The organism is Alphaproteobacteria bacterium, assembly GCA_040905865.1.
GTDB lineage: Bacteria > Pseudomonadota > Alphaproteobacteria > UBA8366.
The window spans coordinates 1-17,989 of the sequence record JBBDQU010000065.1 but is presented as its reverse complement, the minus strand read 5'-3'; the positions used below and the strand labels follow the sequence as shown (position 1 = coordinate 17,989).

The window sequence follows — 17,989 nt, the reverse complement described above, 5'->3', positions numbered from 1 at the left end:
GCCGAGGTCCCGCAGCGATTCCCGGAAATCGCCGCGCGGTTCGAAGACGCTGAAATAGCCGAAGGGCTCATCGAAGATGGCGGGCGCGCTGCCCAGCCCCTGTTTCGCCAGCAGCGCGGCAAGCACTCCCCCCTGCGCCGCCTTGCCGACATTCAGGTTCTTCCCCTCATTGGGCAGCATGGCGCGCAGCCCGCCCGCCTGCGTCGCCGCCATCGCCAGCGCCCGCGCCGTCTGCCGCCGGTTGAGCCGCATCAGCGCACAGGCAGCGGCCGCCGCGCCGAGAACGCCGGCAGTCGCCGTGATATGCCAGCCACGATCATAATGATCCGGGAACAGGCAGCGCCCGACATGCAGCTCAACCTCGATACCGATCAGGATCGCGTCCAGCAGCGCCCGACCGGTATCCCGCTACGCTTCCGCGACAGACAAGGCGGCCGCGACGACCGGCCCCGTCGGGTGGATCAGGGTCGGCACATGCATATCGTCGAAATCGAGCACATTGGACGCAAAGCCGTTGGCGAATGCCGCATGGGCCATATCCAGTTTCCGGTTTAGCCCGCAAACCGTGGATTGCCCCGCCCCGGCGACAATATCCATTACGGCGAGCAACCGGGAAACCGACTCGTCCCGGCTGCCCCCGATCGTGCAGCCAAGCCAGTTGACGAAGGCCCGAATGACGTGCCTGTCCGTACCTTCGGGCGCATTGGCCGGCGCGTCACCGGCGATGAATTCCGCGATCCGACCGGTGAGCGTGTCGATTAAGTCATCAGCGATGGCGGTATTCATGATGCAGGCCGGGTGTTTTTGCCGTTCAAAATGGACGGGACGGGAGAATTTTTCCGATTCCCGGACACAGACTATAGCACATCAGGTTTAGACGAAACCGCAACAGGTTTCATTCAAACCTGTGAAACCACCATATCTTCAACAGGATAGGTATCCGGTCATCCCTATGCCGCTATCACGAGCGGGCAATTACGGGTCGGATGGGTGATGACGCTGGCAGTCACGCCATAGACGGCGGCGATACTGTCCGGATGGATCACCGCCTGCGGCGTCCCACAGGCATGGACCTGGCCGGACCGGAGCATGCAGATCCGGTCCGCATACATGGCGGCGAGGTTCAGGTCGTGCAGGATCGCGACCACGCCGGCGCCATCGGCCGCCAGCCGGCGCGCGGTATCCAGCGCCGCGTGCTGATGGGCGAGGTCCAGGCTGGATGTCGGCTCATCCAGCAGCAGGTACCGATCCGGACAGCACTGGCCGGCCGCGCCGTCGCCGGCCCAGATTTGCGCCAGCGCCCGCGCCAGGTGCACCCGTTGCCGCTCGCCGCCGGACAGGGTTGTGTAGATGCGGCGCTCCAGGTGATCCGTACCGCATTCGCGCAGCGCCGCCCGGGCAACCGCCAGATCACGCTGCCGGCTGGAATGGCGGGCATGCGGGCCGCGCCCCATCAGTACGACTTCCAGTACCGGAAAGGGAAAGGAAAGATCGGAATGCTGCGGCAGGACCGCACGTCGCCGCGCCAGATCGCGCCGCGACCAGGACGACAGCGGCGTACCGGACAGGGTAACGCTCCCCGAATCCGGTTTCAGGGCGCCTGTCAGCACGTTCATCAGTGTCGTCTTGCCTGCCCCGTTCGGACCCAGTACCGCGAGTACTTCGCCGGAGTCGACGCGCAGCGACACATCCTCCAGAACCCGCTTGCCGCCCAGCAAAACGCCGATTCCATTTGCCGCCAGCATCACCAGCCCCCGATGCCGCGCCGCCGCCACAGCAGCCACAGGAAGAACGGCCCGCCGACACAGGCGGTCACGATGCCGATTGGCAATTCCGCCGGCAGCACGATGTGACGGGACACCAGATCCGCGATGAGCATCAGCGCCGCCCCCAGCATCGCCGAAGCCGGCAGCAGGGTGACGTGATTCGGCCCGATCAGCAGCCGGATCAAGTGCGGCACGACCAGCCCGACAAAACCGATGATCCCGGAAACCGCAACCGCGGCGCCGGTCGCCAGCGCGGCCAGCAGGACAGCCAGGCGCTTTTCCCGCTCCACGTCATAGCCAAGGTGGTGGGCTTCCGCCTCGCCCAGCAGCATCGCGTTCAGGAACCGCGCAAATCCGGGCAGGAGCAGGATGGCGAGACCGGCCAGCGGAATCACCGGCAGCAGCTTGTCCCAGGTGACGCTGCCGAGGCTGCCCAGCAGCCAGAAATTGAGGTCGCGCAACTGCTGGTCGTCGCTCAGGAAGATCAGCAGCCCCATCCCCGCATTCGCAATCGCGTTGACCGCGACCCCGCAGAGCAGCATCGTCGGAATATCCGTGCGGCCGCCCCGGTTCGCGATCCGGTAGACCAGCGCCGTGCAGCCCAGCCCCCCGGCGAAGGCGGCCAGCGGCAGCAGCCAGGTTTGCGGCAGGAAGGGCAGCGCCGCCGCCGCGCCGCCGCCGAACACGATGACCGATACCGCGGCCAGCGCCGCGCCCGAGGACACGCCGATCAGCGCCGGATCGGCCAGCGGATTGCGGAACAGCCCCTGCAGCGTGGCGCCGGCCAGCGCCAGTCCGGCGCCTGTCAGGATGCCGAGGCAGACCCTCGGAAGGCGGATCGCCAGCAGGACCGTCTGTTCGCGCGGCGTAAACGCCCAGGGCAGCTCCAGCCCCACGAAATTTCCCAGGATGGCGAAGAAGGCGCCGGGCGCGATGGGCACCGCGCCCTTTCCGGCCGAAAGCAGGATGGCGAACAGCAGGAAACCCGCCAGGGACAGAATCGTCACAAGGTTCCGGTAGGGCCGCAGCGTCGGGCCGGATAGTGCGGCGACGCTCATCGGTCAGTCCGCGAGTTTCAGGTTCGGGTGCAGTGCATTTGCGAGACCGCGCACGGCCTGCGGCAGGCGCAGGCTGAACCCGAGCAACAGCAACCCGTCCATCGCAATGACCCGCCGTTCCGCACCCGCCGGGGTCGCGGCGATTTCCGGGATCGCCAGCAGCGTGTCCTGCCCGCCCAGCAGCCCCAGCGACCGGTGGGTCGCGAGTATGATATCCGGCGCCGCCGCCACCATCGCTTCCGGCGACAGCGGCTTGTAGCCCTCGAATGAATCGACGACGTTTTTCCCGCCCGCCATGCGGATGATCTCGGCGGCGGCGGTGTCGGTACCGGCCGCCAGCGGCGCACCCCCCTGCCCGATGGACAGCAGGAACAGGACCCGTGGCCGGTGCCTTGCGGTATCGATCCGCGCCTTCAGCGCCGACAGCTCGGATTGCAGCCGCGCCGCCAGCACCGCGCCTTTTTCCGGCACGCCCAGCGCCGTGGCGACCAGATCGATTTTTACCAGCACGCCTTCCGGCGAAGGATCGTCCGGCGCCATGACGATATCCAGCCCCGCGTCGCGCATCTGCGCCAGGACATCCGGCGGGCCGGCATCGCCATCCGCCAGCAGCAGGGTCGGCTGCAGCGCGAGGATCGGTTCGGCGGCAAGTTGCCGCAAGTAGCCGACCTTGGGTTTCTTCATCGCGTCGGGCGGGTAATAGCTCGTCGTGTCGACCGCAACGATGTTATCGGCGAAGCCCAGCGCGTAGACGATCTCGGTGATCGCCCCGCCGGCGGACACGATCCGTTGCGCCGGCGCATCGGCGGCCCGCGCCGCGGATGCAACAAACGCCAGAACGACGGCAAGCCGGACAAAACGGTTCAAGCGTCCGCTCCTTCCAGCGATTCGACCAGCGCCCGCCAGTCATGCCGCTCCCCCTTGCCTTCGCCGCGTTCGCCGAACAGCCAGGCGATCTGCGCACCGTCTCCGTCATAGATTTCCAGCGAGGTGACGATGCCGTCCCGCGTCGGCTTGCGGACGACCCAGGCCCCGGCGATGCGGTCTTCGCGCAGGTGAAGATTGAAATGCGGATCGAGAATATTGAACCACGGGCCGACATCGCGCAGGGTGACCACAGGCCCCGTATGGATCTGCACGACGCCGGGGCTGCCAACGAAGACCATGACCGGTATTTCCTGCGCCGCCGCCGCCGTTACCGCAATCCGGAACGATTTCACGTCGACAGGCCAGGCCAGATCCCTGCCGACCAGACGCAGCGCCTGCATCCGGCCCGTGCCCACTTCGTCCAGCATGGCGTGGAAGTCATGCACATCCCTCAGGCCGAGCCAGCGGTCCCGCAGCACGACCGTGTCGATGGCCGGATCGGGCCGGTCGTCCGGGCCTGCCGGAACCGGTGTAACCGCCATCGCCGGCGACTGGTCCGGCGTCAGGAACCGCGCGACCAGATCGTCATAACCCGCCCGGTTGCTGTCCTCCAGCAGGTGGATTTTATGAACCGCCGTTCCATCGCAGTCGAAGAACTGAAGGCTGTGACGTGTGCTTTCGCCGGCGGCCTCCGCCACGGCAAAGCCGAAATGCCAGTGGCCGAGGAAGATGCGCAGGTCGATATCGCGGTTCAGCACCAGCCCCATCCTGTCGCCGAAGATCGAGATATTGCCGAATACGCCCTTCTTTTCATGCACCGCATGATCATTCCGTGTCAGCGCCATGACCCGGCCCAGTCCCGGCAGGGCCTGGATCAGGTCGCCCCAGGGTCCCTGGAGGCGCTGCACGCCCGCGCCGCATCGGCAGGCAAGGAGTTCCCCCTCGCTGACGCCCAGCTTTTCCGCCGCATCGCGGGCGCGGATGTTCGGTTCGGCGTCACGCAGGGCGACCAACCGGGCCTGTAGCGGCGCCGATTCCGCCGGATCTGCCATGGCTGTCTCTGTCATCGCTGTTTCTCCTCTGTTCACTGTCGGGCTACATTTTGATCGCATAGCGGACGGTCGCCTTCAGGTTCCGGCCGGGTTCCAGGGCGCCGCTTGCGGTGCGCGTATAGGCGCGGTCGAATACGTTATCGACGCCGACCAGGACGCCCAGTCCGGTCACCGGACTGTCTTTCGACGCGTGCCAGCTGGCGTAGACATCGTTCAGGTCATAGGCATCGCGAACCAGAGCCGGGTCCGCCGTATTGTCGAACCTGCTGGCATGCAGGTAGCGCCAGCCGAGCCGCAGGCCGGTTTCCGGAATCTTGTAGGCGAAATGCATCGTGAACTTGTCCGGCTGCAGAACGCCGAGCGGCGCGCCGGTCGCCTCATTGTCGCCGTCGATCCGCGAATAGCCGGTTTCGAACAGCAGCGAGGCGTTTTCGTAGCTGGCCTCGATCTCGTAACCGTCGAGATTTGCATTGGCGACATTCACGCTTTGCGTCGTGCCGTTGCAGTTCGGCGGAAAACAGGCCGGCGGCGCGGGCTGGATCACCTGGGTGTCGATGAAGTTTTCGCCGTCGATCCAGTAATGCGAGCCCTTGATCTGGAAATGATCGCGGCGGGTCACGACATCGTCGAATTTCAGCCCCGCGCCGGCTTCGAACGTCCTGGTGGACTGCGGCTGCAGAGCCGTATTCGGGATGAAACTGTTGACGCCGAAACCGGGAATGACGAAATGCGTGCCGCTGGGAAACAGTTCGTTCAGGTTCGGCGCGCGGAAGGCATTGGCGTAGCTGGCGAACAGCGACACGGGCTCGACCGGCCGCACTTGCAGCGCGATCTTTGGCGATACCTCGTCGGAGGAAATCTCGCCGGAATCGCCGTCAGAGGCATAATAGTCGTAACGGATGCCGGGCGTGATCGACATGCCGGCGCCGCTACCGAGGATATCGTCGAAATCGACCTGTCCCTGCATGAATACGCCCGCGAAGGTCGATTCCGCATTGGGCACGCCGCCGCGCGCGGCGCCGTCGGTCGTCCCCTCACCCGTGTCGCGGTAACTTTCCACGCCATAGGTCAGGGTTGTCAGCGCGGTTTCGCTGTGCACGAAGCGGGTGCGGTTGTCGATCCGCGCGCCGATGGTGCTCAACTGCCGGTCCTCGACCTGCCCGGCCGGCCCGGCGCCCAGGTTATCGAGCCGCGTTTCCAGCACATTGGTGTCCACGTAATAGGCGATCGCGTCGAGATCGAGCCAGCGATCGGTCGGGTCGCTGTTCTTGTAGGCGACGCGGAAATTGTCGGTCCGGACCTCCTTGTCGACGAGATCGGCGCCGGTCGCCTGCCCGTTATTGGGCTCCTTTGCGTCATTCTGGAAACGCTGCCAGCTTGCCTCAAGCGTCTGATGCTCGGTGAGTCTGGCCGTGCCTTTGAGCAGGCCGGAGATAATATCGTCTTCCGCAACCAGCGATGAATCGTCGCCAAGACGGTAATCGTCGCCGGTCAACCAGGTGATGCCGGCCACCCCTTCGAAGCGCTCGCCCGGCTTTGCCGCGCCGACAAATCCGGCGGTCCATTCCTCGTTCACGCCCTGGTATCCGGCGCTGACTTCGCCGCCATAACGTCCGCCCGGGGCCAGCAGATCGATAGCCTCCACCGTCCGCATTTCGATAACGCCGCCGGTCCCGCCGCTGCCGTACAGCGCGGAACTGGAGCCCTTCACCACCTCGATCCGGCGCAGGAACAGCGGATCGACGAAAAACTGGCCGTCATGGCCGGAGATGAAGTTCTGCCGCGCGCCATCCAGCAGCAGGATCACATCCGGGCCGGAAAAGCCGCGGATGCTGGGAACCTCGCCGGTCCGCCGCGGGCCGCCGAAGAAATCGACGCCGGGAACAGTGCGCAGGATATCGTCCGGCGACGTCGCCTGCCGGTCCTGGATGTCGCGGCGATCGCGAACCGTCACCATGCCCGGATATTCAAACGCCTCAACCGCATTCCGGGTCGCCGTCACCGATACGGGCGGGACGTAGTGCAGTTCCGCACCGGTACCGTCCGGATTCGCCTCCTGCGCGGACGCCAGGCTGCCGGCGACGGTCATGACCATGGCCGGTAGGGCCACCCTTGTAATCGGATTCATCGTTCCACCCTCTCGCTGCGAGATTTATGTCCGGGCTGGCTGCCGAAACCGCAAAGGGGTGGGTGGCTGGCTGGGCGTTCTGTTTATCGGGAAGCGCACGCATCACGGACGCTCCGTTCGGGACTATTTCGTCAGGATCAGTTTTCCGTTGCTGGTGCATCGCAAAAGGTAATGCTCGCCACCATGGTCGATCACCACCTCCCTGCCGTTGGCCAGCAGATCGGCGCTGCGCAGGACCCGTACGGGCTGCTTTTCAGGAGTCTTCATTTGGTCGCGGCTTCTCGGTTCGTTGTCCGTCACGGATTTTCCATTGCGCGGTTCGCCGGGACGGTGCGCCATCGCCCGCCCCGGCAATTCGGCATTAATATCGTTATTGATAATCAATTGCAACTAAATTGAAAGCAACTGCGAAGGGATAGCCTGACATTCGGGAAACGCGGCCGGCGTATGAATTAATTTATTGATAATGCGAATCATTATAAATAACATGTCGCCTGTGGCGCACGGCCACGCGCCGCGCAAGGACGCTAATTTGAGAAGGTAATTGATGTTGCGCTTAGTGTTGCTCGTTCTGGCGATGGGGCTGGTATCGCCGCCGGCGCTTGCCGATGGACCGGCGGTCACGATCGAACTGAACAAGCTGGAAGCGAACGGATCGTCGTGCCGGGCATATCTGATGATGCGGAACGATGCGGGCGCGGGATTCGAGTCGCTGAAGCTGGACCTGGTGATGTTCGACACCGATGGCGTGGTTTCCCGCCGCATTGCGGTCGAGGCGGCGCCGCTGCCGGCCGGCAAGACCAGCCTGAAGGTCTTCGATATCGCCGACCAGCCCTGTGACGGCATCAGCCGCATGTTGCTGAACGACATTCTGGATTGCCACGGCGCGGCGGGGCCGCGCCATGACTGTCTGGACCTGGTGGAAACCGCGTCGCGGACAACCGCGCCCTTCATAAAATAATCGAACGGACCGAACGAAAGCAGCCTTTGATGAACAACCTGGACAATGCCGACCAATCGATCCCTGCCGCGCCCGGCGCCCTGGACAGCCTCTTTGGCCGCCTGTCGGAACTGCTCGCGTCCGGCGGTCCGGTCGTGGCGATCCTTCTGGCGATGTCGGTAGCGGCGCTCGCGATCATCCTGGCCAAGCTGTGGCAGTTCCACGTGACGCGATTGGGCGACCGCAAGACCGCGCGCAAGGCGCTGGACCTGTTCAAATCGGGCCGCGCCGGCCAGGCCCTGCTGCTGCTGCGCGGCGCGGCCAACCCGGTGGCGGTCCTGCTGGGCCAGGCGATCCGGGGCCAGCAGCGCGGCGTCGCCGACGCCAGGCTGCGCGAGGAACTGCTGCGCTGCGGCGGCGACATGCTGGAAGACCTGCGCGGGCTTTTCCGGCCGCTGGAGGTCATCGCCTCGCTGGCGCCGCTGCTCGGCCTGTTCGGCACGGTGCTGGGCATGATCGAGGCGTTCCGGAAACTTTCCGAGGCCGGCAACCGCGTCGATCCGTCGATCCTGTCGGGCGGTATCTGGGAGGCGCTGCTGACGACCGCGGTCGGGCTGGCGGTGGCGATCCCCACCGTCGCGGCGCTGAACTGGCTGGAGCGACGGGTCGATCGGATCGCCTTCGAATTCGACAGCATCGTCACGCAGGTATTCACCGAGGACCTCTCGGAGGACGCCCTCGCCCCCCTGACCCCGCACAGGGAATCCCGGACCCATGACACCGTCCGCATCCGCGCCGCCGTCGCTGCGACTGGCGAATAGGGGAAGGCGGCGGCGCTCGCCGATCAGCCTGACGCCGCTGATCGATGTCGTCTTCATCCTGCTGGTCTTCTTCATGCTGGCGTCGTCCTTTCTGGACTGGCGCGCCATCGGCCTCAACGCGCCCGGCAGGGCCGCGGCGGCGGCAACGATGGAAGGTACAATACTGGTCGACATCCGGCCCGACGGGCTGCGCCTCGCGGGCCGGTCGGTCAGCCTCCGGGAACTCGTGGCGCAGGTCAGCGACGGGTTGCGGACGAAGCCGGACCGGAAAGTTGTCGTCCGGCCCGACAGGGGCATCGTGCTGCAGGATGCGGTGGCGATTCTGGACGCGCTCACCGCGGCCGGCGTGCGCGACCTGTCGCTGATCCGAAAGCCGGTACGGTAGGCGCCCCATGCATTTCGCGTCACCCCGCCCCCGCAAGGATGAAGAACGCATTCTGCCGCTGATCAATATCGTTTTCCTGCTGCTGATTTTCTTCATGCTGGCGGGACGGCTTGCCGCATCGGACCCGTTCAACGTGGCGCCGGCGCAATCGGCCAGCGAGGCGACGGCCGAATCGCCGGAGATGCTGGTGCTGGTCGGCGCGGATGGACAGCTGGCGCTGGACGGGAAAATCCTCGACGACGCCGCGCTCGGCGCCGATGTCGCGGCGCGGCTGGGCGGCGCCGGCGACGCCAATCCGCGCATCCGGCTGAAGGCGGATGGCGGCGCGCCGGCGGTCCGGGTTGTCGCGGTGATGGAACTGCTGCGCGAAGCCGGCGTCGAGACGCTCTCCCTTCTCACAACGCCGAAAGTTCCATGAGCGGCGTTACGGGACGGCAGCTTGCGGCGGCGGCCGCAATTGCGACGGCGCTTCATGCCGGATTCGCAATTTCGGTCCTGTGGGCGCCGCCGCCCGATGGCGCAAAGGCGATGGGGCTGGGCGGTGTGGAGGTTTCCCTGGGACCGGCGGGCGGCGCCCCCGGCGATACGGCAAATCCCGTTGCCGAAACCCCGGAAACACCCGTCGTGGAGCCCGAGGAAGCCCGTGTGGAATCGCCCCCTGAAACCGTTATCGAACCCGCGCCGCCGGAACCGGTCGCCGAATCCGTCGATGTCGCCCCGGCGCCGCCGGTCGCGATTGCCGAGGTGCGGGCCATCGCCCCGCCGCCCCGGCCGCAGCAGAAACCGAAGCCGCCGGAACCCCCGCGCCGTGCGCCGCCTGCGGTCGAAGCCGTATCCGCACCGGAAGCCGTCGCCGCCGCTGAACCGGTTCGCGAGCAGCGCGCCAGGGAAACCCCGTCCGTCGCCGGCGCCGCCGGAAAATCAGGGATCCAGGACCGACCCGACGCGGGCGACGCGGACAGCACGGCCGGCGGCGGCACGCCCGGCGCTTCGGCGGATTACATGTCCTACCTGCTGGCCTGGCTGCAGAAGCACAAGGAATATCCACGGCTGGCCCGCCGGCACAGGCAGCAGGGAACGGCGCTGATGTATTTCGAGATGGACCGGGACGGCCGTATTCACACCGCGGCCCTGCGGCAGAGTTCCGGGCATGCGGCGCTCGACGACGAGGCCCGCGCCCTGATCCGCCGCGCGGAACCCCTGCCGCCGCCGCCGCCCGAAGTCGCCGGCGACCGCATCCGGCTGGTTGTCCCCGTGCAGTTCTATCTGCGGTAGGGTCGGCAGCTTTTTTCCGGTTGCCGCCAAACAAAATCGCCGGATTGGCTCCGTGTCCGCTATAAATCGGGAGGATGGTACCCTTCTGCGTCGCGCCGCCCGGGAATGACCGGGATTGCGGGATTGCAGGAACCGGCAGGAGTACGAGGCGTGCGAATAATCGTTACCGGCGGCGCCGGCTTCATCGGGTCGGCGGTGGTGCGCCAGCTGATCCGGCAGACGGACGCGCGTGTCCTGAACCTGGACGCCCTGACCTATGCCGGCAGCCTGTCGAATATCGCGTCCGTCAGCGACAATCCCCGCCATCATTTCCTGAAAGCGGATATCCGGAACTTCGACGCCGTCGCCCGCGCATTCGCCGAATTTCAGCCCGACGGCGTCATCCATCTGGCGGCCGAAAGCCATGTCGACCGCTCCATCGACGGCCCGCGCGCCTTTCTGGAAACCAACGTGACCGGCACCTGCAACATGCTGGAGGCCGCGCGGGGCTATTATGGCGGATTGACGGGCGCGGCCCGGGACGGCTTCCGTTTCCTGCATGTCTCCACCGATGAGGTTTTCGGCGAATTGGGACCGGAGGGCCGCTTTACGGAAACATCCTCCTACAGGCCCGGTTCGCCCTATGCCGCGACCAAGGCCGCCGCCGATCACCTGGTCAGGGCGTGGCAGCGCAGCTTCGGCCTGCCCTGCCTGATCACCAGTTGCTCGAACAATTACGGCCCGTACCAGTATCCGGAAAAGCTGATTCCGGTTCTGGTCAACAACGCCGTGGCCGGCAGGTCGCTGCCGATATACGGCACCGGCGAAAACGTGCGGGACTGGCTGTATGTGGAGGATCACGCGGCGGCGTTGCGCCTCGTACTGGACAGGGGCCGTGTCGGGGAGACATACAATATCGGCGGCGACAGCGAACGGACGAATATCGCCATCGCGCGGACCGTATGCGCGTTGCTGGATGAAATGCGGCCGGATTCGCCCGCCTGCCCCCATGAAAGGCTGATCCGGCTGGTAACCGACAGGCCGGGCCATGACCTGCGCTACGCCATGGATGCTTCGAAAATCACAGCGGAACTGGGCTGGCGCCCGGTTGAGACATTCGAGACGGGACTCGGGAAGACCGTGCGCTGGTATCTGGAAAACACCGACTGGACCGAAGCCGTCCTGAACGGCGGCGAAATCGGCCGCCGCGGCCTGAGCGACAGACGAGGAATGGATTAGGGACCGGTATCATGGCGCGCACCGAGAAAGGCATTATTCTGGCGGGCGGATCCGGCAGCCGGCTGTTTCCGGTTACCGTCGCAACGAGCAAGCAGCTGCTGCCGGTATTCGACAAGCCGATGATATATTATCCGCTGTCGACCCTGATGCTGGCAGGCATCCGCGACATCCTTGTCATCACCACGCCGCGGGACAACCCGGCCTTCCGTCGGCTGCTGGGCGACGGCAGCCAGTGGGGCATGAGTATCGCCTATGCCGAACAACCGTCGCCCGGCGGCCTGGCGCAGGCCTTCCTGCTGGACGAGGGCTGGATCGGCGGCGATCCGGTCGCGCTGATCCTCGGCGACAATATCTTCTTCAGCTACGCGCTGAGCGAAAGGCTGGAACGCGCCGGGACCCGGGATCACGGGGCGACTGTCTTCGCCTACGCCGTCGCCGACCCGGAGCGGTACGGCGTCGTCAGCTTCGACACGACGGGCAAGGCATATGAAATCGAGGAAAAGCCGGCGCGGCCGAAATCGCGCTACGCGGTCACCGGGCTGTATTTTTACGACGGGAATGTGGTCGACATGGCCCGTTCGCTGAAACCGTCCGGCCGGGGCGAGCTCGAGATCACGGATCTTAACCGGATGTACCTGCGGCAGGAGAAACTCACGGTCGAAGTGCTGGGCCGGGGCGCCGCCTGGCTGGATACGGGTACGCACCAGTCGCTGATGGAAGCAGGTCAGTTCGTTCAGGTCATCGAAGCCCGGCAGGGCCAGAAGATCGGCTGTGTCGAGGAAGTGGCATGGCGGCGGGGTTTCATCGACGACGCCCAGCTGGACCGCCTGGCCGGGCCGATGGATAAATCCGGTTACGGCGCCTATCTGCGGAACCTGCTGCTGCAGGAACCGAAAACGCCTGTCGGTGACGGGCCCGTCCAGCCGGGGTAGATCAGATTCGCAGGTTTGAACGGAACCTGTCGCGGTTCCCTTCAAACCTGATGTGCGATAGTGTCCCGCCGCAGGCCAGCAATTTGACCGCTGCGCTGTACAGTCCTGAAAATCCGGAGGAAACCTGTATGGACGACATGAAAACCGACGCCGCCGCCATGGGCCGACTGGCAAAGGCCCTGGCATTCATCTGCGGGCCGGATCATGCGACAACCCTGGCCCTCGCGGCCGCCGCCGAAAGCGGCGCCGACAAGGACATCAAGAAGGCCCGCACGCTGTTCCTGCGGCTGAAACCCGGCGACCGCAAGGCCGCGCTGACCATGATCTCCGACTGAACCGAACCGCGCCAGCCTTGGGCTGTCGAGATTCATCGCGAGTTTATCACGGCTGCTGCGAGATAGATTATGGCCTTCAGGCTCTGATTGGTTTTGGCCGCGCGCATTGCGATGCATATCCGGCGCGAGACGGGCAAGGCCCCAAAATTTTCTTCTCGAATTGCAGGCATGCCTGAACTGAAGCCGGACGGACCGGCGCCGCGACACGCTCTATTTCGACACCGGTAAAGCCCGCCTCGCCATGGAAAAGAAAGCTGCCTCTCAAGCGCATGGATTGACGCAAACCCGGTCCCGTGCGAACCTGCAATTAGACCGGTCGGTCTAATAAATGCAACAGCTGTTGCGTCCGGGCAATTTTGCCGATGGACGGAAGGAAGGAAACGACATCATGAGCACGACAATCGAGACCCGGCGCTTTGAACAGCCCGACCAGCTACTCGACATGAAGGAATGCGGCGGCATAGCCATCGTCAAGATGGGGACCGGAGCGACCGGCTTGCATGCGGTGTTTGAACCAGGCTGGACTTGGGAAAAGGATGAGAAGCCTCTGCTCGGCAATCCGGATTCATGCCCGATGCATCACACGGGCTACTGCATTTCCGGCACCCTGGTCGTTCGCATGCTCGACACCGGAACGAGCACGACAATCGCGCCCGGCGACTTTTTCGAGATACCGCCAGGTCACGACGCCTATGTCGAAGGCGACGATCGTGTGGAACTGGTCCTTTTCGCACCGCCCGAACACCAGCACTGACGCCGTGCGCGCCTGGCATTGAACTTGGTTACCCGGCGGTCAATCTGCGATTGCAAAAGATTACGGGTCTCATACGAATGAACAATTCCACCAAGGAGCGCATGCTTGTTATAGGGCTGACCATGCTCCTGCGCCATGGCTACAACGATCTCGGCATCCAGGCTGTGCTCAAGGAAACCAACATGCCGAAGGGATCGTTCTATCATCACTTCGCCAGCAAGGAGGGTTTCGCCCTGCAGGTTATCGATCGCTACATGGATGAGGTTCACAAAGGGCTAGACGCTTCGCTCGGCGATCGTTCGCTCCTGCCGCTCGACCGTGTTCGCAAGTTCTTTGAGTCGACGCGCGACAAGTATCGTGAGGACGGCTATCTCGGATGCATGCTAGGGGGACTCGGTCAGGAACTCTCAGGCGTGAATCCCGTCTTCCAGGAAAAAATCGAGGCGTGTCTCGACACCATTGCCGGGCGCATCGCTTCCTGCATGCAGGAAGCGCAAGCCAGTGGTGGCCTGCCGGCGGACGTCGATCCGTGCAGCATGGCGGACCTCTTGGTTAATTGCTGGGAGGGCGCGGCTCTGCGCAGCCGTCTACGCCGCGACCCGGCACCGCTTGATTCCATGCTCGACTTCTATTTCTCTGCGGTCGCTGCGAGATAGGCGCGCATGGCGCGACGCGGATGCTGGAAGATGACGATCCCGGCGCCGCGCTCGTTGAGGCCGGCGATGATGGCGTTGCTGTCGAAAGCCTTGTCGGCGATCAACGCGCCAACAGAGACGCCGTCGATGAGCGGCGGCATACCGACCGTATTGAACCGAACCGCGCCGCGCCGATCTAATACGGCGTATCGCCCTGCAACATCACCCGGTACATATAGCGGACCTGGCTGTGGTCATAGTCGCCGTTGGCCTTGTGCAGCAGGCAGCGATTATCCCACATGACCATGTCGCCCGGCTGCCAGCGATGCCGGTACTGGTATTTTTCCTGCGTCGCATGCGCCAGCAGTTCGTCGAGCAGCGTCAGCGCCTCCGCCTCGCCCATGCCTTCGATGGATTCGATGCGGATGGGATTCAGGTAAAGCGACTTCCGGCCGGTTTCCGGATGGGTGCGCACGATGGGGTGGCGGACGAATTCGGGCACCCGGCCCTTCGCCTCCGGCGGCAGCCCCGTCAGCTTCCGCTCGCTGTGCTTGCTCTGATAGACATGGATACCCTTCAGGTTCGCGATCCGTTTCCTGATATCATCCGGCAGATCCTCATAGGCGCGATGCATATTCACATACTGGGTGTCGCCGCCGGAATCCGGCAGCTTGATCGCCAGCAGGATCGTCGCCTTCGGCGGCATGGCGGCGTTGGAATGGTCGGTATGATAGCCCGCGCCGGGAATATAACGCTTGCCGTCGTCGTACCGGTCCTGGTTCGACAGGTAGTGAATTTCGGGACATTCCGGCAGCGCGAAGCGGGTATTATGCTGATGGAAGACGTCGCCGAACAGTTGCACGCCGGTCAGCAATTGCGGCGCCGTCAGCGTCTGTTTGCGGATCACCAGAACCGAATGATCGACAAAGGCCCGGTTGAGGCGCGCGCGGGTTTCCCCATCCACGGGGCGCGACAGGTCGATCCCCCGCACCTCCGCGCCGGTATGGTCCGACAGGGGCCGTATTTCCAACTGTTGTGTATCCAACTGCATGTCCAGTCTCCCGGGTTGCGCCGCCAGAACCGGAATGAAGCAGCTATCGGAGGCGGGCGCAAGGTCACAGGACGCCGGCGCACCTATGCGACGGCGAGCGCCTCACCGGCTTCGCTGACCGTGGGTCCGGCGCCCGCAACGGTGGTCCGGCGCATCACACGGCGGTACTTCGCGCTGTCATAAGGCGTGCCGCGATGCAGGACGCAGCGATTGTCCCAGATCACGAAATCGAACTGCCGCCATTTATGCACATAGACGAATTCCGGACGGGTCGCCTGGGCAACCAGGTCTTCCAGAAGCTTGCGGCCCTTTTCCACCGGCCAGCCGATTATGTGCGAGGCGTGGGCGCCGGTGTAGAAATTCTTCCGGCCGGTCGCCGGATTCGTGCGCACCACCGCGTGACGGACCGGCGGCACCTCCGCCAGTGTCTCGGCCGGCGGCGTATAGCCCGGCACCTTGCTGCGCGAATAGGCGAAATTATGCTCCGCGACCAGCCCGTCCAGCCGCAGGCGTTCCGCTTCCGGCAGGGCGTCATAGGCGCCGCGGCAGGTCGCGAACTCCGTGTCGGCGCCGACCGGCGGTACTTCCCGGCCCGACAGCATCGAGCAATAGGCCGGCACCGGCTTGAAGGAGCTGTCGGTGTGCCACATCTCGTTGCCGGTATTCGACTTCAGGCGCCGATGGCCCGGCGGGTAAATCTGCCCCGTGTTGTAGTCCACATTGGAAATATTCGAGATGGGAATGCCGCCATCGCCCTCCGCCTTGTACAGCATCCGCTCCAGCGCGCCGAAACGGCTGCTGAACGCCGTTTGCGTGTTGTCCTCGAACCGTTGATCGCGGAACACCAGCACGGAATGTTCGTCAAGCGCGGCCCTGATTTCGTCTATCACGGCGTCGTCCGTCACCGTCGTCAGGTCCGCGCCCGACACTTCCGCACCCAGATGCTCGCCCAGTTTCCTGATGGTCAGCGTCATGTTCGTTACTCCTCCCGACTTCGTTCCCGTGACGGAAGTGAAGCAGCATTCGCCATATCGCGCAAGACGGGCGGCATGCCGTCGCCTTGTCGACGGATGGTTTACGCGGAAAACACCCCCAGCCAGCGCCACCACAGGAAATTCAGCGGCGACACGACCAGCAGGTGGATTACCGTGAAGATCAGGCACATCCGGATACCGTAACGCTGCGGAATGCCGGCCAGCAGCATGCCCGTGAAGACCGGCGCGATCTGGTAGGGCAGCAGGATGAAGAAGAAGCTGGCGACCTGGGTCATCAGCATGGTTTCCAGCGGCCACCCGGCCGCCACCGCAAGATCGCCCATCAGCGGCGTCAGGATGGCGGGAACGCCCGCGTAATTGACCCCCAGCGACAGGATGCCGCCGGTCAGGATCATCGCGAAGAAATTATAGGCGTCCTGTTGCGGCGCAATCCCGATCGACCGGATCAGATATTCGCCCAGATATCCCGCCAGACCGCTATGGGATACGACCGCCCCCATGCCGACAATTCCGGCGACGAAGAACCAGGGGCCGTAATTGACCTTATGTATCATCGCCGAGGGCGGTACGAGCCGCACCACGGGCAACAGGCAGACGACCGCGGCGCCCAGCGCCACCCAGGCCGGCGCCACCCCGTGCAGGCTGTCAGTCGTCCAGAACAGCAGGGTCAGCGCCAGCACCGCCATCAGCCGTTTTTCAACGCCGGTCACGGGGCCGCGCACTTCCGGCACCAGGCGGACGGGCGGGGCCTCGCGGAACAGGGTCAGCCCGAGGACGAGCACGAGAAGCAGCGTCAGCGACCCGAACACGGTCATGTGCAGCAGCAGGAATTCGCCGTAGCGAAAGACGACCCCGTGAATGCTTTCCGCCGCGCCGCTGAGGATGACATTCGGCACGGTTGCCGGCAGGATCGCGCTGGGCGGCAGGGCGGTGGCGAAGATCATCGTCAGCACCAGCCCGGCGCGGCCCCGGCTTTCCGCGCCATATCCCAGCTTGTCGCACAGCGCGCCGACGATCGGCGTCAGCAGGACGACCCGCCCCATCGCCGACGGCATGACGAAGGACAGCAGGAACGCCACCAGCCCGATGCCGATCACCAGCCCCGAATAGCCGCTTTCGCGGCGGGCGATCAGCCCCTCGGCGAAGCGGGCGCCCAGGCCCGTGCTGTTGATCGCATGGCCCAGCACGATTCCGCCGAAAATCAGCCAGGTGGCGCCGGAATGGAAGCCCGAGAACACCACCGGCGCGGGCTGACCGGCGACGACGAGCGCCAGAAAGAAGAATATGAAACTGGCCAGGTGGGCGGGAACCACCTCCGTCGCCCAGAGCGACGCGCTGATGATGACAAGGCCCAGCGCCTGGCGGGCCGCCTGCGGTATGCCTTCGAATACCGGCAGCACCAGCAGGGCGAGCCCCAGCGCGACGGCGCAAGCCGCAATGATTTCTGGTACTGGCCGCTTCGCGCCGTCGCCGCTCATTCGTCATATCCCGGCGGTCTTCCGCCGCCTGTTTACGGGCCCGTCGCGCGTTTGCAAGCAGGTCCCGACGGAAACGGAAGCACGCGTCACTGCCGTCCCCGCCGGCAAGACAGTCTCATACAATGAAACCCCGGCGAAAGGAAACCACCGCGAATGGCGTCCGGCCCTATCCCTGGCGGCGCTATAGCACCTTCACAGGTTTGGTTGGATCGCCAGAGGCGATTCCAAACGAACACGACCTGATCTAGCAGGCTGCGGAAAAACGCAATGTTACGGCCCCTATCCGCTTGAGAGCAGGC

20 protein-coding genes and 1 pseudogene are annotated in these 17,989 nt (G+C 64.8%); 10 read left to right on the top strand and 11 right to left on the bottom strand.

Features of this window, described 5'->3' with window-relative positions; all coding sequences use genetic code 11:
• Window positions 1-33 precede the first annotated feature (33 nt).
• The 7 genes and pseudogenes from WD767_14210 to WD767_14180 form a co-directional block, all read right to left on the bottom strand.
• Window positions 34-786: pseudogene (locus WD767_14210) on the bottom strand (MmgE/PrpD family protein).
• Between the two features lie 164 nt (window positions 787-950).
• Window positions 951-1,745: a heme ABC transporter ATP-binding protein gene (locus WD767_14205; GenBank protein MEX2617245.1), complete on the bottom strand. Its 795-nt coding sequence runs from the start codon at window positions 1,743-1,745 to the stop codon at window positions 951-953.
• Entirely contained in the window at window positions 1,745-2,824 is a 1,080-nt protein-coding gene (locus WD767_14200; protein MEX2617244.1) for an iron chelate uptake ABC transporter family permease subunit, read from the bottom strand. Before WD767_14200 ends, WD767_14205 begins: the two co-directional genes overlap by 1 nt.
• Before the next feature lie 3 nt (window positions 2,825-2,827).
• A complete protein-coding gene (locus tag WD767_14195) occupies window positions 2,828-3,691 on the bottom strand; it encodes a hemin ABC transporter substrate-binding protein (protein MEX2617243.1) in 864 nt (287 codons plus the stop codon).
• Window positions 3,688-4,758, bottom strand: a complete 1,071-nt coding sequence (locus WD767_14190) for a ChuX/HutX family heme-like substrate-binding protein (protein MEX2617242.1) — start codon at window positions 4,756-4,758, stop codon at window positions 3,688-3,690. Before WD767_14190 ends, WD767_14195 begins: the two co-directional genes overlap by 4 nt.
• Window positions 4,759-4,786: 28 nt before the next feature.
• Entirely contained in the window at window positions 4,787-6,871 is a 2,085-nt protein-coding gene (locus WD767_14185; GenBank protein ID MEX2617241.1) for a TonB-dependent receptor, read from the bottom strand.
• A gap of 123 nt (window positions 6,872-6,994) precedes the next feature.
• Window positions 6,995-7,210, bottom strand: coding sequence for a hemin uptake protein HemP (locus WD767_14180; protein ID MEX2617240.1), 216 nt, complete (start codon window positions 7,208-7,210; stop codon window positions 6,995-6,997).
• A gap of 208 nt (window positions 7,211-7,418) precedes the next feature.
• Here WD767_14180 and WD767_14175 point away from each other — a divergent pair, with 208 nt between their 5' ends.
• From WD767_14175 to WD767_14130, 10 genes are all read left to right on the top strand, one after another.
• A complete protein-coding gene (locus tag WD767_14175) occupies window positions 7,419-7,832 on the top strand; it encodes a Tat pathway signal sequence domain protein (protein MEX2617239.1) in 414 nt (137 codons plus the stop codon).
• 29 nt (window positions 7,833-7,861) lie between these two features.
• On the top strand, window positions 7,862-8,632 hold the full coding sequence (locus WD767_14170) for a MotA/TolQ/ExbB proton channel family protein (GenBank protein MEX2617238.1): 771 nt from the start codon (window positions 7,862-7,864) through the stop codon (window positions 8,630-8,632).
• Window positions 8,586-9,017, top strand: coding sequence for a biopolymer transporter ExbD (locus WD767_14165; protein MEX2617237.1), 432 nt, complete (start codon window positions 8,586-8,588; stop codon window positions 9,015-9,017). The genes WD767_14170 and WD767_14165 overlap by 47 nt, the downstream gene beginning before the upstream one ends.
• Window positions 9,018-9,024: 7 nt before the next feature.
• Window positions 9,025-9,435 (top strand): biopolymer transporter ExbD, encoded by a 411-nt coding sequence (locus tag WD767_14160; protein ID MEX2617236.1) that lies wholly within the window; start codon window positions 9,025-9,027, stop codon window positions 9,433-9,435.
• Complete coding sequence (locus WD767_14155; GenBank protein MEX2617235.1) at window positions 9,432-10,292, top strand: TonB family protein; 861 nt, start codon at window positions 9,432-9,434, stop codon at window positions 10,290-10,292. The genes WD767_14160 and WD767_14155 overlap by 4 nt, the downstream gene beginning before the upstream one ends.
• Window positions 10,293-10,442: 150 nt before the next feature.
• On the top strand, window positions 10,443-11,510 hold the full coding sequence (gene rfbB, locus WD767_14150) for a dTDP-glucose 4,6-dehydratase (protein ID MEX2617234.1): 1,068 nt from the start codon (window positions 10,443-10,445) through the stop codon (window positions 11,508-11,510).
• An 11-nt stretch (window positions 11,511-11,521) separates the two neighbouring features.
• Complete coding sequence (gene rfbA, locus WD767_14145) at window positions 11,522-12,442, top strand: glucose-1-phosphate thymidylyltransferase RfbA (protein MEX2617233.1); 921 nt, start codon at window positions 11,522-11,524, stop codon at window positions 12,440-12,442.
• 128 nt (window positions 12,443-12,570) lie between these two features.
• Entirely contained in the window at window positions 12,571-12,777 is a 207-nt protein-coding gene (locus tag WD767_14140) for a hypothetical protein (protein ID MEX2617232.1), read from the top strand.
• 388 nt (window positions 12,778-13,165) lie between these two features.
• Window positions 13,166-13,531: a cupin domain-containing protein gene (locus tag WD767_14135; protein ID MEX2617231.1), complete on the top strand. Its 366-nt coding sequence runs from the start codon at window positions 13,166-13,168 to the stop codon at window positions 13,529-13,531.
• Window positions 13,532-13,608: 77 nt separating this feature from the next.
• Window positions 13,609-14,187 (top strand): TetR family transcriptional regulator C-terminal domain-containing protein, encoded by a 579-nt coding sequence (locus tag WD767_14130; protein ID MEX2617230.1) that lies wholly within the window; start codon window positions 13,609-13,611, stop codon window positions 14,185-14,187.
• Here WD767_14130 and WD767_14125 read toward each other — a convergent pair.
• The 4 genes from WD767_14125 to WD767_14110 all read right to left on the bottom strand — a co-directional run bounded on the left by WD767_14125 (window position 14,160) and on the right by WD767_14110 (window position 17,690).
• Window positions 14,160-14,327, bottom strand: coding sequence for a hypothetical protein (locus tag WD767_14125; GenBank protein MEX2617229.1), 168 nt, complete (start codon window positions 14,325-14,327; stop codon window positions 14,160-14,162). The two genes, WD767_14130 and WD767_14125, sit on opposite strands and share 28 nt — an antisense overlap.
• A 35-nt stretch (window positions 14,328-14,362) precedes the next feature.
• On the bottom strand, window positions 14,363-15,217 hold the full coding sequence (locus WD767_14120; protein ID MEX2617228.1) for a TauD/TfdA family dioxygenase: 855 nt from the start codon (window positions 15,215-15,217) through the stop codon (window positions 14,363-14,365).
• A gap of 83 nt (window positions 15,218-15,300) precedes the next feature.
• Window positions 15,301-16,191 carry a TauD/TfdA family dioxygenase gene (locus WD767_14115; GenBank protein MEX2617227.1) on the bottom strand — a complete coding sequence of 297 codons (891 nt, stop codon included), beginning with the start codon at window positions 16,189-16,191 and terminating at the stop codon, window positions 15,301-15,303.
• 101 nt (window positions 16,192-16,292) lie between these two features.
• Window positions 16,293-17,690 (bottom strand): SLC13 family permease, encoded by a 1,398-nt coding sequence (locus WD767_14110; protein ID MEX2617226.1) that lies wholly within the window; start codon window positions 17,688-17,690, stop codon window positions 16,293-16,295.
• Between the last annotated feature and the right edge of the window lie 299 nt (window positions 17,691-17,989).